Source organism: Archangium lansingense (genome assembly GCF_026626635.1).
Taxonomy (GTDB): domain Bacteria; phylum Myxococcota; class Myxococcia; order Myxococcales; family Myxococcaceae; genus Archangium; species Archangium lansingense.
In genome coordinates, this window is the sequence record NZ_JAPNKA010000001.1 from 12,626,864 (window position 1) to 12,639,523 (window position 12,660).

Annotated in this window: 9 protein-coding genes; 5 read left to right on the forward strand and 4 right to left on the reverse strand. The window is 66.7% G+C overall.

Features of this window, described 5'->3' with window-relative positions:
- Positions 1 to 2: 2 nt before the first annotated feature.
- Positions 3 to 623: a nucleoside deaminase gene (locus tag OV287_RS50715; protein WP_267541311.1), complete on the reverse strand. Its 621-nt coding sequence runs from the start codon at positions 621 to 623 to the stop codon at positions 3 to 5.
- Between the two features lie 94 nt (positions 624 to 717).
- Here OV287_RS50715 and OV287_RS50720 point away from each other — a divergent pair, with 94 nt between their 5' ends.
- Positions 718 to 3,048 carry an ATP-binding cassette domain-containing protein gene (locus OV287_RS50720; RefSeq protein ID WP_267541312.1) on the forward strand — a complete coding sequence of 777 codons (2,331 nt, stop codon included), beginning with the start codon at positions 718 to 720 and terminating at the stop codon, positions 3,046 to 3,048.
- Between the two features lie 143 nt (positions 3,049 to 3,191).
- On the opposite strand, the gene OV287_RS50725 is transcribed toward OV287_RS50720, so the two are convergent.
- Positions 3,192 to 6,401 carry a carbohydrate binding domain-containing protein gene (locus OV287_RS50725; RefSeq protein ID WP_267541313.1) on the reverse strand — a complete coding sequence of 1,070 codons (3,210 nt, stop codon included), beginning with the start codon at positions 6,399 to 6,401 and terminating at the stop codon, positions 3,192 to 3,194.
- Positions 6,402 to 6,499: 98 nt separating this feature from the next.
- On the opposite strand from OV287_RS50725, the gene OV287_RS50730 reads away from it, so the two are divergent.
- From OV287_RS50730 to OV287_RS50740, 3 genes are all read left to right on the forward strand, one after another.
- Positions 6,500 to 6,901 (forward strand): GNAT family N-acetyltransferase, encoded by a 402-nt coding sequence (locus OV287_RS50730; protein ID WP_267541314.1) that lies wholly within the window; start codon positions 6,500 to 6,502, stop codon positions 6,899 to 6,901.
- A gap of 142 nt (positions 6,902 to 7,043) precedes the next feature.
- Positions 7,044 to 7,469, forward strand: a complete 426-nt coding sequence (locus OV287_RS50735; RefSeq protein ID WP_267541315.1) for a VOC family protein — start codon at positions 7,044 to 7,046, stop codon at positions 7,467 to 7,469.
- 53 nt (positions 7,470 to 7,522) lie between these two features.
- Positions 7,523 to 8,065 (forward strand): CAP domain-containing protein, encoded by a 543-nt coding sequence (locus OV287_RS50740; RefSeq protein WP_267541316.1) that lies wholly within the window; start codon positions 7,523 to 7,525, stop codon positions 8,063 to 8,065.
- Between the two features lie 26 nt (positions 8,066 to 8,091).
- Here OV287_RS50740 and OV287_RS50745 read toward each other — a convergent pair whose 3' ends face one another.
- The gene (locus OV287_RS50745; RefSeq protein WP_267541317.1) at positions 8,092 to 8,946 is read right to left on the reverse strand and encodes a dienelactone hydrolase family protein; all 855 of its coding nucleotides are present in this window, start codon (positions 8,944 to 8,946) and stop codon (positions 8,092 to 8,094) included.
- Between the two features lie 188 nt (positions 8,947 to 9,134).
- On the reverse strand, positions 9,135 to 9,908 hold the full coding sequence (locus OV287_RS50750) for an FKBP-type peptidyl-prolyl cis-trans isomerase (RefSeq protein WP_267541318.1): 774 nt from the start codon (positions 9,906 to 9,908) through the stop codon (positions 9,135 to 9,137).
- A 200-nt stretch (positions 9,909 to 10,108) separates the two neighbouring features.
- Between OV287_RS50750 and OV287_RS50755 the strand changes: the two genes are divergently transcribed.
- Positions 10,109 to 12,505, forward strand: a complete 2,397-nt coding sequence (locus OV287_RS50755) for an ATP-binding protein (protein WP_267541319.1) — start codon at positions 10,109 to 10,111, stop codon at positions 12,503 to 12,505.
- Positions 12,506 to 12,660: the final 155 nt, after the last annotated feature.

The following is a 12,660-nucleotide window of genomic DNA, read 5'->3' on the forward strand; positions in this document are numbered from 1 at the left end:
GCCTATTTGCCCAGCCGGGCGTTGTAGACGAACTGCCGGCTGGCAGCGAACTCCCTGTAAGCCGCGAGCGCCTCCTCCCGCAGGACGTCCTGGTGCACCTCGACGCCTCTCCGCGCCAGCTCGTCGCGCCATTGCGGGTGCACCGGGCCCTCATCAAAGCCAGTGATCTGCTCCAGCTCGGGCCCCTCGCCAGCGATGACCAGGGAGCGAACACCTGACCAGAGGACCGCGCCATAACACATGGCGCATGGGCGCCAGTTGACCACGAGTTGGTGTGCGGGGAGACCTGTGCCTCCCAGGTCATAGGAGCCCAGGCGCTTCTGGGCCAGCGACAGCGCCATGATCTCCGCATGTGCGGACGAGCAGCCAGAGGCCATGACTCGGTTGACGCCGATGACGACCAGCCGGCCCGTATCACGCTCGAAGACGCCGGCGGCAAACGGTCCGCCGGTCTGCGACTGGAAGTTCAGGCGGGAGAAACGGATGACCGCGGCCATGCGCTCCGTCAGCGTGGGCAGCACGGGTGGTAGCAGGTTGAGCTCGGCGGCAGCCCACTCGGGGAGCTTGAGTGTGAAGCGCAAGTCCACAGCAGAGACGGTGGAGCTCGAAGGTGGAGGAGACATGGCGCCAATCACCTGGCATGGAGGCAGCGGGAATCAAGGCCGCTGACGGTGTATGGCGTATGGTAGACGGTCCGGCAGCAACGAGGAGCGAGCAATGGCCAAGGCGAATAAAGCGGAAGCGGCGGCGTTGACGCCGTCGGCGAATTCAACCGACACCATCCATGTGCGTGGCGCACGGGTCAACAACCTCCAGAATATCTCGCTCGACCTGCCGAAGAAGAAGATCACCGTGTTCACTGGCGTGTCGGGTTCGGGCAAGTCGTCGCTTGTCTTCGACACCCTCGCCGCTGAATCGCAGCGGCTGCTCAACGAGACGCTGCCGACCTTCGTGCAGACCTTCCTGCCGCGGCAGCCTCAACCCGACGTCGACGCCCTCGAGAACCTCTCGGCGGCGATCATCGTCGACCAGTCACGGATTGGCGGCAACAGCCGCTCCACCGTCGGTACCGTCAGCGACACCGCGGCGCTGTTGCGGCTGTTGTTCTCGCGCCTCGGCAAACCAGCCGTGTCCCGCCCGAGCGCACTGTCGTTCAATGATCCCCAGGGCCTGTGCACGAGCTGCGACGGCATCGGCGTCGTCTCGTCCATTGACCTGAAGGGACTGGTCGACGAGAGCAAGAGCCTCGAAGAAGGCGCCTTGTTGTTCCCCGGGTTCGCCGTCGACTCCTGGTTCTACAACATCATCAGCGGCTCGGGCTTCTTCGACCTCAAGAAGAAGATCGCCGACTACTCCGCCGACGAGCGGCACAAGCTGCTCCACGAGCCGGAGTGCAAGGTCAAGATCAAGGTGGGCACCAAGATGATGGGCTCCACCTATGAAGGGTTGGTCCCCAAGATTCGCCGCCTCTATCTGGCGAAGAACCTCGACGACCTGCAGGCAAACATCAGGAATGCGCTCGAGCCCATCCTCACCCGCGAGCCCTGCGCCGATTGCGGTGGCACCCGCCTGAACGCCGCGGCCCTCGCCTGCCGCGTCGACGACGGCGCTGGCCACGCCATCAACATCGCCGAGGCCACCACCTTGCCGGTCGACGAGCTGCTGGAGCTGATCAGCCGGAAGAAGAGCGGCTTCGACAACGCCGCCACCGCGCCGGTGCGGGAAGCCCTCGCCCGGCGCCTGCAGTCCCTCGCCGACATTGGCCTCGGCTACCTCTCGCTCGATCGCGAGAGCAGCACGCTCTCGGGAGGCGAGTCGCAGCGGGTGAAGATGGTGCGAGCGCTCGGTTCGAGCCTCACGGATCTGACCTACATCTTCGACGAGCCGAGCATCGGCCTGCACCCCGCCGACCTGCACCGCCTCAACACCCTGCTCGTGCAGCTGCGCGACAAGGGAAACACGGTGCTCGTCGTCGAGCACAAGCCGGCGGTCATCGCCATCGCCGACCACATCGTCGACATTGGCCCCGGCGCCGGCGCGAACGGCGGTCGCGTCGTCTATGAAGGTGATGTCGAAGGACTGAAGAAGTCGTCGTCGGTGACGGGGCAGGCACTGACGCAGAAGCCGGTGACGAAGACGCAGACGCGGACGCCCGCCGGGTGGATCGAGCTCCGCGATGTGAACCTGCACAATCTGAAGAACCTGAGCGTGCGCATTCCCAAGGGCGTCTTCGTCGTCGTCACCGGCGTCGCTGGCTCGGGCAAGAGCTCGCTCATCCGTCAGACGCTTCCGCAGCGCATCAATGACGTCGTGGTCATCGACCAGAGCCTGGCCCGCGGCTCCAGCCGCTCGAACCTCGCGACGTGGACGGGGATCCTCGACGCCGTCCGCAAGCTGTTCGCGACGACGAACAAGGTCTCGGAGTCCTTGTTCTCGGCGAACTCCAAGGGCGCCTGCCCCGAATGCCAGGGCCTGGGTGTCGTCTACACCGACATCGCCCACCTCGACCCCGTTCCCATGCCCTGCGAGGCCTGCGGCGGCCGACGCTTCACCGACGCCGTCTTGAAGCACAAGGTGCGTGGCCGCTCCATCGGCGACGTCTTCGACTTCTCCGTCGAGGAAGCCGCCGCGTTCTTCGTCGAGCCCGTCATCCACGGACCGCTTCAGTCCCTCGTCGACGTCGGCCTCGGCTACGTGCGGCTCGGCCAGCCGTTGAACACGCTGTCCGGCGGTGAGCGCCAGCGCATGAAGCTCGCGCGCAGCCTGCACGAGCCGGCGCCTCTGGCGATCCTCGACGAGCCGACGACCGGACTGCATTTGAAGGACATCGACCGGCTGGTGACGATGATCGATCGCCTCGTCGACACGGGCACGTCGGTCATCGTCATCGAGCACCACCCTCGGGTCATCCGCCGCGCCGACTGGATCATCGACATGGGGCCAGGTGCCGGCCACGACGGCGGCCGCATCGTCTTCGAAGGGCCCCCCACCGGCCTTCTGAAGCACCCGACCTCGCTGACCGGAAAGTGGTTGTCTCAAGAAGGCTGATCCCCTTCAGAGGGAACGAATGCTCCCTCTCCCGGGGGGCGAGGGGAAATGGCCGCGGACCTATCTGAAAGGGATTAAAGACGTCTTCCGAGTCCCAGGAACCCGCGGAGAAGGAGCCCGCGGATTCCTGGAGCGCCCGCGCGTCAGGGCTTCAGATACGGGCCATCCGCGCCCACCTTGCCAGGAGCCGGGTTGCCGGCCAGGTCGAGCACATACACGCGCATGTTGCCCTTGCCGGTGACGCTGGCCGTCAGCGAGCCGTTGGTCACGGTCTTCACGTCACCGGTGATGGCGTCCTTGTAGGTCCCATTGGGGATACCGTTGAAGGTGGCACCGCCGGAGATGGTGACGAGCACGAAGCTGTCCACGCCCTTGGCTGCATCGGTGAAGCGCCGCTTGAAGGCCATGGTTCCCGAGATGCCCTCGGTCGAGTACTGCCCCTTCTGGAGCGCGGGAATCTTGCGGCGCAGCTGATTGAGCCGCTGCAGGTGTCTGGCCAGCGGCTTGCCGAGCGTCTCCGAGACCTTGCCGGAGGCGCTGCCCACCACACCGAAGTCGGAGGCCGTGACGCTGCCCTCGAGATTGTCGCCGTAGTAGGCACGGCCAGTGGTGGCCAGCGCGCAGGTGGGGCCGCAGTCGATCCGCTGGCCCGCCTGGAACTCGATCTCCGAGCCGTAATACAGCGTGGGAATGCCGCGGAAGGTCCACATCAGGCTCATGTTCTCGGCCCAGGCGTCGGTGCCTCCGGCATAGCGGGTGCTGGATTTGTTGGGGCCGTAGTCGTGCGAGTCCACGTACACCACGTTGTAGGTGGCGTCGTTGTAGCTGTCGTCCGAGTCCTTGCCGTTCCAGTACGCGTTGCTGGCCTCGCCGAAGTTCATGTGCATGCGCATGTCGATCACGCTCATGCCGGAGAACTGGCTGTGGTCTGGGGCGTGGTACAGGTTGCCCTGGAGGAAGGCATTGGTGGACGTGGGCTGGTTGGCCGTGCCCTGGGTCTGCTCGTAGTTGTACTGCTCGAGCGCGGCCGCGGTGTCATCCGCGCTATAGGTCCCGCGCTCCTTCCACGTGAAGAACTGCGCCGAGTGGTTGGGCGAGCCGCGGTTCCACTTGTCATTCACGAACGAGCCCACCTCGCCGAACATGAAGAAGTCCCGACCCTTGGCGCCGAACTTCGCCTCGGCGTGCTGGTGGGCCGCCGGCAGAAAGCGTCGGTTCCAGGTGACGCGCGGAATGTGGACCGCGGTGTCGATGCGGAAGCCGTCCACGCCCATGTCGATGTACTTGTTGTAGACGCCCACCAGGAAGTTCTGCACCGGCGTGCTCTCGGTGTTGAAATCCGCCAGGTCCTCGTGAATCCAGCAGCTGCGTGAGTCCTCACCCTCCCAGTTCCCAATCCAGCACTGGTGGAAGTACTGCGAGGGGAACATGCCCGAGGTGGGGTTGGGCCACTGGCAGTTGTAGATCTTGTAACCCTCGGCGCTGTAGCCACCCGTGGGCACGCCCCAGTTGCGGCACGTGTTGCCCGAGGGCTCGGACGTCGACCACAGGTCCCCGTTGTAATAGGACTTACCGCTGGTGGGCTCGACGGTGAGTCCGTCATAGGTGAAGCCAGAGACAGGTGCGTCGTAGAACCAGCTCCACTGGCTGTCGCGCACGCCGTAGACCTTGGCGCTCCACAGCCCCTTGGCGCCCCAGCGGCTGGAGTGGTTGTAGACCACGTCCTGGATGATCTTGATGCCCTTGGCGTGAGCCGCGTTGATGAGCTCCTGGTAGGTGGCGCCCGGGGACTCCAGGCGCGGATCCACCTTGTTGAAATCCCAGGCGTGATAGCCGTGGTAGTCGTAGTCCGAGCGGTTGAGCACCACCGGGGTAATCCAGATGGCGGAGAAGCCCAGGGCCTTGATGTAGTCGAGCTTCTGGATGAGGCCCTTGAAGTCGCCGCGGAACATGGGGTCGTTGTTGGCCGCGTTGCCCGACTTGACGTGCTGGCTGCCGCCGCGGTTGTTGGACGAGTCGCCGTCGTAGAAGCGCGCGGTGAGCACGAAATAGATGGAGTCCTCGCGGATGTCCCCACCCAGGGGCTCGCCCGCGGCGGCCGGAGGCGGCTCATCGCCAGTGGTGGCCGATACCGCCGCACTGGCGGAGGACTTATTACCGGCCGCGTCGAAGGCCTTCACGGTGTAGCTGTAGGCGGTCCGAGCCGTCAGGCTGGTGTCGCTGTAGCTGGTGAGCGAGGTGGTCCAGGTCTTCGTGCCCTGGGTGCCCCCAGTGCGCACGAGCTCGTAGCCCGTGACGCCGCGGTCATCGGTCGAGGCACTCCAGGAGAGGTTGATCTGCGTCCCCGAGGCCGTGGCGATGACGCCCGAGGGAATGGACGGAGCGGAGGTGTCCGGAGGCAGCGTCACGCACGGAGTGGAGGCGTTGGCGGTGACGACGCCATCCTTGACGGTGATCAGCCCCGTGCCCAAGGAGTAGTCCGAGCCGTTGTTGTTGTCCCAGGTGGTGCCGTTGTTGAACGCCACCTTCATGCCGGTAGCCGAGCCCAGGTCCACGGTCTTCTTCGCCCAGTCGGTGCAGGCGGTCTCGTTCATGGCGACGCCGGGCACGGTGGTCCAGGAGCCGCCGGTCGGCGCGTAGTGGACGTTGACGGAGGTCCAGGCGCGGGTGCGCGTGTAGTAATAGACCTCGGCCTTGTTGCCCGCGGGGGTGGTGACGGACAGGGCCGGGCTGGCAGCAGACTCATTGCCTGCCGCGTCCACGGCCTTCACGGTGTAGCTGTAGGCCGTGGAGGCGGTGCGTCCCGTATCAGTGTAGCTCGTGCTGGTGGCCGTGCCAATGAGCACGCCCGCGCGGTAGATGTCGTAACGGGCCACGCCCACGTTGTCGGTGGAGGCGGTCCACGAGAAGGCAATGGACGTGGACGTCACCGTGCCCGCGGTCAGCCCGGTGGGTGCGGTAGGCGCCTGGGTGTCGACGACACACGGTGAGCCCGCGTTGGCCAGCAGCTGGCCGTTCTTGATCTGGTGGGTGCCCGCCGTAGGGATGGCGTAGTTGGCGCCCGACTGGTTGTTGAAGTTGTCCCAACGGTTCTGACCGTCGGTGAAGACCGCCTGGAAGGTACTGGCCGAGCCCGTGGTGATGACCTTCGTCACCCAGTTCGTGCAGGCCGCGCTCATCGCGTTACCCGGCACGCTCGTCCAGGTGCCACTGGCGTCGTGGTGGATGTAGACGGACGTCCAGGCCTTATAGGGCGTGTAGTAGTAGACCGTCGCCGTGCCAGCGAGCGCGGGCGCGCTCAAGACCGTCAGGATCAACGCACACAGCGCTGACCCTCTCGAGGGGCTCTTCATGGGGGTTTTTCCTTACGTATCGGGGGAAAACGCGGACAGCCCGGAAAGACTGACCCATTCCTGACCACTTGGAAAGTGGAGCGGCCCGTCGAAGAGCCATGGACGTCCACGCCCTCGAAGAACTTGGGAAGGTGATTGGGCTGGAACGATGGCTGGGAGATTGGGCGCGTCACGGCGTGGGGTACTGGGCCGTGGAGCGGCGCGACGCGCCTGGGACAATCGTGGGCTTCAGTGGCATGCGCCACAAGGAGCTCGAAGGCCAGAGGGTGCTCAACCTCGCCTACCGGTTCAGTCCCCAGTGTTGGGGCTCGGGGTATGCGACGGAAGCGGCCCGCGTGGCGCTGGCGCTGGCCCGTCAGCACATCCCCGACGTTCCGGTGGTGGCCATCATCAGCTTGGAGAACGCGCCGTCACTCCGCGTGGCAGAGCGGCTCGGAATGCGGCGCGACCGGATCATCGACTACGAGGGCGTCGCGAACGCCGTGTTTCTGGCGGCGTAGCGCGCGGCAGGGACGGGCAGGCCTGGAGGGGGGGGCGAGTCACACAAATCGCACTGTGGACCGATGACTTCGGACGGGGTTGACCGTCTATCGGTTGAGGCGCTCCCATGGGGCGTCGTTCTCTCAACCGAAAGGCTCTGACATGACGATCAAAGCAGTGACCCCGTACTTCCTCCTCAACGGCAGGACCGAGCAGGCCATCGCTCTCTATCAGCGCGCTCTCGGCGCGAAGGTCGAGACGATGCAGCGGTTCGGAGACGTCGACGGGAGCTGTCCCGTGGCGATGAAGAACCGGGTCATGCACGCGGCCCTGCAGGTGGGCGACGCGGTGCTGTTGATGAGCGACGGCTCCAAGGATGATGAGGCGCCCTCACAGAGCGGGAACGTGAGCGTCGCCCTCCAACTCGATGATCCTGATCAGGCCAGGCGCTGCTTCGACGCGCTGGCAACGAACGGCAAGGTCGTCCAGCCGCTCATCGACGCCCCCTGGGGTGCTCTGTTCGGCGTGGTTTCCGACGAGTTCGGCATCAACTGGATGTTCAACAGCGCCAAGGCCAAGAAAGCCTGACGAAGCTCCCTCAGGGAGAGGGCTAGGGTGAGGGTGTTGGAAAAGGAGCCCTCATGCGCCATACGAGATTTCCCCTACTCGCCCTCTCCCTGAGCTGCCTAGCGGCCGCGAAACCCAAGGCAAGCCCCAGCGCCAGCGCATCCCTCGCGACCGAGATGGTGGCCGCGCACAACGAGGCGCGGTCAAAAGCGAAGCCCACCCCGTCCCCGGCGCTGCCCCCGCTCACCTGGTCCCCGGAGGCAGCGAAGGTGGCACAGGCCTGGGCCAACCAGTGCAAGTTCGAGCACAACAAGAACCGGGGCAAGTACGGGGAGAACCTCGCCGCGGCCGCGCCTCCAGGCTCGAAGACGAACGCGCAGGTGGTGGCGGACTGGATGTCCGAGTCGGCCGACTACACGTACTCCACGAACAAGTGTGCGCCGGGCAAGGTATGCGGCCACTACACACAGGTGGTGTGGCGCAACACGACGCAGGTGGGGTGCGCGACGGCCATCTGCACGAAGAACTCCCCGTTCGGCTCGCAGTTCCCCACGTGGCAGCTCTGGGTGTGCGACTACGCGCCCCCGGGCAACTACGTGGGACAGAAGCCGTACTGAGCCATGCGGTTCGAGGCCTACCTGGCTCACTGCTTCAGGTGCTCGGCCAGGAACGCCTTCGCTTGCTCCCACGCGGCGGCCGCGGCCTCGGCGTTGTAGCGCCCCGGCGACGAGGGGTTCGCGAAGGCATGCGGCGCGTCGTACTTCAGGATGCGGTGCGCCACCCCGGCGTCCGACAACGCCTCGTCGAACTCCTCCACCACGTCGTTGGGAATCGACTCGTCCTTCGAGCCGAAGATGCCCAGCACCGGAGCCTTGATGGTCTTGAGCTCGTCCACGTTGAGCACCGGCTTCCCGTAGTACATCACCACCGCATTCAGCTCCGGGATGGCCATGCCCGCGCGCAGCGCCCACGCGCCTCCGAAGCACCAGCCAATGACCCCCGTGTGCGTCGATTGCACCCGCGACGACGTCATCAGGTACTGGTGCGCCGCCTGGAGGATCTCCCGCGAGCGCTTCGGGTCCACCGTCTTCATGGCGGCCATCGCCTCCTCGGGCGTGGTGGCCACCTTGCCGCCGTACAGGTCCACCGCTAGCGCCGCGTAGCCCTGGGCCGCCAGCCGGTCCGCCCAGTGCATGATGTGCTCGTTGAGCCCCCACCACTCGTGGACGACAATCACTCCCGGGATGGGCTTGTGCACTTTCTCCGGCAGGCTCAGGTAGGCCCTCGCACCGGCAATCTCCACCATCTGCCCCTTGCGGGGCGGCGCCGCTTCCGCCTTCAGCTCGTGCAGCGCCTGGAACTCCTTCTCCGTCAGGCCGCCCAGCTCCTCGCGCCGATCCACCTCCAGGGCGCCCTGCTCCGCGCCCTGCTTCGACGCACAGCCTCCCAGGGACAGCAACACCAGCGCCGCACACCCCAGCATCATCCGCAGGCTCATCCGAGTGTCCTCTCCTCCGGGCCTCTGTCACACGCGTGCCCTGGAGCGCTCTCCGGCGTAACGCGACCCCACGTCCCACGCCAGAGCCTGTCCAGCCCGGTGCAAGAAAGACGACGGGCCATCCGGTGCCGCCCCGGTGAGGGGAGGCAACCCGATGGCCCGTGAGAAACACTCGGCCCTGGGGAGGGTTACTTCTTGGCCGGCTGACCACCCGGCTCCGCCGGCTGGCCCGGAGCCGTGGGCTGGCCCGGCATCGTCGGCATCGGGGGCGGCTCGTTCTTCTGCACGTCGAGCAGCTCCACCTCGAACACGAGCGCCGCGCCACCGGGGATGCCCGGCGTGCCGCGGTCGCCGTAGGCCAGGTCGGACGGGCACACCAGCTTGGCCTTGCCGCCCACCTTCATCTTCTGCACACCCTCGGTCCAGCACTTGATGACGCCGTTGAGCGGGAACTGGGCCGGCTCATTGCGCTTGTAGGAGCTGTCGAACTCCTTGCCGTCCGGCAGCGTGCCCCGGTAGTTCACCTTCACGATGTCCGTGGCCGACGGCTGCGCCCCGGAGCCCTCGGTCAGCGACTTGTAGATGAGGCCGGACTCGGTGCGCACCGCGCCCTCCTCCTTGGCCGCCTGCTCCAGGAAGCTCTTGGACTTCTCCTTCTCCTTCTCCGCGCGGGCCGTGGAGCGGGTGCGCGCCAGCTCCGGCAGCTTCGGCCCGAAGGCCTGGATGTCCACCGTGGGCTCCTTGCCCGTCACCTGCGCCGTCAGGCCCGCCTTCACGAACTCCAGCTCCTCGGGAGTCATGTCGAAGACCTGGATCTGCCGGCCCAGCGTGAGGCCCAGCGCATAGAAGGTCTTCTGATCATCCGTCTGCGGAGTGGCCGCGGCACCACTGCCCCCGCCGGAGCCCTGCTGCTGACAGCCCGCCACGGCGAGCATCAACGTCACCACCAGAAACTTCCTCATGATGTGTCCTTCCTTTCCAACCAGGGCAGCGAGCGCTGCCCATGCCGGCGCCCTTATATAAGAAGAAAGAGTCGGTCCGGCGGGGGAGCGGACCGTTCTTATCTTTTTCCGGTGAACCGGGATCCCGGGAGGCGAGGTCCTCCGCTTCGCCCCCGAGGGCAGTCACCCGGACCAGAGGTACACCGGGGAGGCACTCGGGCATGGACATCGACGTGCGGCGCGTCCTGGACTCCCTGGGAGACCCCATGCTGGCCCTGGACCGCTCTGCCCGCGTCCTCCATGCCAACGCGGGGCTGAAGGAGTTACTGGGCTGGTCCCGCCTGGAGCTGCTGGGACGCCCCGTCTCCAAGGTGCTTCCCGGGGGGCTGCCGGAGCTGTCCTGGGGAAACCCGCCCCCCCCATCCATGGCTCGCCAGCCCTTTCGGACGAGCGCCCTGCGGCGAGATGGCCGCCCGCGAGAGGTGGAGGTGCGACTCTCCCCCTGGCCGGGGGGGGAGAACGAGGGGTTGCTCATCGTCTCCCTGCGCTCGCTGGAGGCCCAGGTGGAGCTCGAGCGGCAACTGCGGCTGAGCCAGCGTGTACACGTGCTGGACGCAGCCTTGACGCAGGTGTTCTCGTCCGCCTTGGACGAGGAGGAGGCCGCGTATGCCGTCCTCCGGGCCTGCGGGCAGCTGGAAGGCTGGGTGCTGGGCACCTACTGGCGGCTGGAGCGAGGGGATGGCGTGCTGGTGCCCCTCACCGTGTGGGCGGCGGACGGCGGCCTGGGCGACTTCGTGCACGTCACCCTGCAAAGCACCTTTGCGCCTCCCACGGGGCTGCCGGGGCAGGCCTGGGCGCGCCGGGAGCCCATCTGGAGCCAGGACGTGACCCAGGACGTGCGCTTCCTGCGCATGGAACCGGCGGCGAGGCATGGGCTGCACGGGGCCCTCTTCCTGCCAGTACTGGGTGGCCGCCACGTGCAGGGGGTCATGGAGCTGTTCAGCCGCGAGCCCCGGGAAGACCGCGCGGCGGATATGACCCTGGCCACCACGCTCGGCTTTCACTTCGGACGCTTCCTGGATCGGCTCCACCACATGGAGGCGGAGCACACCCGCCTCAACGGCCTGCGCGCGTTGTGGGACTCGGACCTGCTGGGGCTATTCATCAGCGACGTCCATGGCCGCATCCTAGAGGCCAACCCCACCCTGCTGCGGATGCTGGGCTACTCGCGAGAGGACGTGCGGGAGGAGCACCTCACCTGGTCGTTGCTGACGCCCCCTCGCGAGCGCGTCGTGACGGAGAGCACCCTGCGGCGGCTGCGCGCGGATGGCGTCTTCCAGTCCCACGAGGGCACGCTGCTGCGCAAGAACGACAACGGCATGCCGGTACTGCTGGGCTCGGCGAACCTGGGTGGGGGGCGCGTGGTGACCTTCGCGTTGGACCTGTCGGACTGGAAGCCGACGGAGTCCACCCCTCCCCAGGAGACGGATGCCCGGCTCCATTCACTCATCGCCCAGGCGCCCGTGGTGCTCTTCGCGCTGGACCGCGACGGCCTCCTCACCCTCTCCGAGGGCCACGCACTGGAGTCCCTGGGGCTCAAGCCCGGCCAGTCGGTGGGCATGTCCGTGTTCGACCTCTATCGCACCGAGCCCACCGTGCTGCAGGCCGTGCGGCAGGCGCTCGCGGGGGAGGAGTTCTTCTCGAAGATACTGCTGAGCAACGGGTTGATGTACGAGACGCACTGGGTGCCGCTGCACGACGCCGAGGGGCAGCCGGCGGGCACACTCGGGCTGGCCTTGGACGTCACCCAACGAGAGCACGAGGCGCGCTGGAGGGCACAGCTCTTCGAGGAGGCAGAGGAGGCCCGGGCAGAGGCGGAGCGGGCGGTGCGGCTGCGCGACGAGTTCCTGAGCGTGGCCTCGCACGAGCTGAAGACGCCGCTCACCTCGCTGAGCCTGCAGCTTCACACGCTGCTGAAGCGGGCGAAGCAGAGCGAACGGCCCGAGGACGCCGAGACGGCCCAGCGGCTGGAGAAGGCGCAGCGGCAGTCGCACAAGCTGGCGAGGATGATGGACGAGTTGCTGGACATATCGCGCCTGGCGGAGGGGCGGCTGCAGCTGGAGCTGAGCAACGTGGACCTGGTGCAGGTGGTGCGCGAGGTGATGGAGCGCTTCCAGGAGGAAGCCCAGCGCACGTGCACAAGCCTGGAGCTGCGCGCGGACGAGCAGATCGTGGGCCGGTGGGACCGAACGAAGCTGGAGCAGGTGGTGACCAACCTGGTGTCCAACGCCTTGAAATACGGGGCGGGGGCGCCGGTGGAAGTGCAGGTGCACTCCAGCGGGGCCATGGCGCTGCTGGAGGTGACGGACCATGGCATCGGCATCTCGCCCCAGGACCTGGGGCGCATCTTCGGCAAGTTCGAGCGCGCGGTGCCAGTACGCCAGTACGGTGGCTTTGGACTGGGGCTGTACATCGTGCGCCAGCTCGTGGAGGCACTGGGTGGAGGAGTGGACGCGGAGAGCACACCGGGCTCGGGTTCCACCTTCCACATCGTGCTGCCGCTGGCCGGGCCCGAGACGCGGCTGCCCCCTCCGCCCGCGCAGGCGGACCTACACTGAGCACCGCCCGGTTGCCCGGTCCCTCAACGATTAAGCGGACGAGCCCTCCGACGGAGAAAGGAGGACCGTATATTTTCCAGGACACCCGTCCTCAGGCGATGCGTTACACATCTCTGCTGTTTCGCGCCCCGTTCGTGAGACGGCGGCAGAGCCAG

Bases quoted from the DNA above. Each gene is read 5' to 3' on its own strand.
- OV287_RS50715 (WP_267541311.1), bottom strand. From the start codon at position 623: ATGTCTCCTCCACCTTCGAGCTCCACCGTCTCTGCTGTGGACTTGCGC.
- OV287_RS50720 (WP_267541312.1), top strand. From the start codon at position 718: ATGGCCAAGGCGAATAAAGCGGAAGCGGCGGCGTTGACGCCGTCGGCG.
- OV287_RS50725 (WP_267541313.1), bottom strand. From the start codon at position 6,401: ATGAAGAGCCCCTCGAGAGGGTCAGCGCTGTGTGCGTTGATCCTGACG.
- OV287_RS50730 (WP_267541314.1), top strand. From the start codon at position 6,500: ATGGACGTCCACGCCCTCGAAGAACTTGGGAAGGTGATTGGGCTGGAA.
- OV287_RS50735 (WP_267541315.1), top strand. From the start codon at position 7,044: ATGACGATCAAAGCAGTGACCCCGTACTTCCTCCTCAACGGCAGGACC.
- OV287_RS50740 (WP_267541316.1), top strand. From the start codon at position 7,523: ATGCGCCATACGAGATTTCCCCTACTCGCCCTCTCCCTGAGCTGCCTA.
- OV287_RS50745 (WP_267541317.1), bottom strand. From the start codon at position 8,946: ATGAGCCTGCGGATGATGCTGGGGTGTGCGGCGCTGGTGTTGCTGTCC.
- OV287_RS50750 (WP_267541318.1), bottom strand. From the start codon at position 9,908: ATGAGGAAGTTTCTGGTGGTGACGTTGATGCTCGCCGTGGCGGGCTGT.
- OV287_RS50755 (WP_267541319.1), top strand. From the start codon at position 10,109: ATGGACATCGACGTGCGGCGCGTCCTGGACTCCCTGGGAGACCCCATG.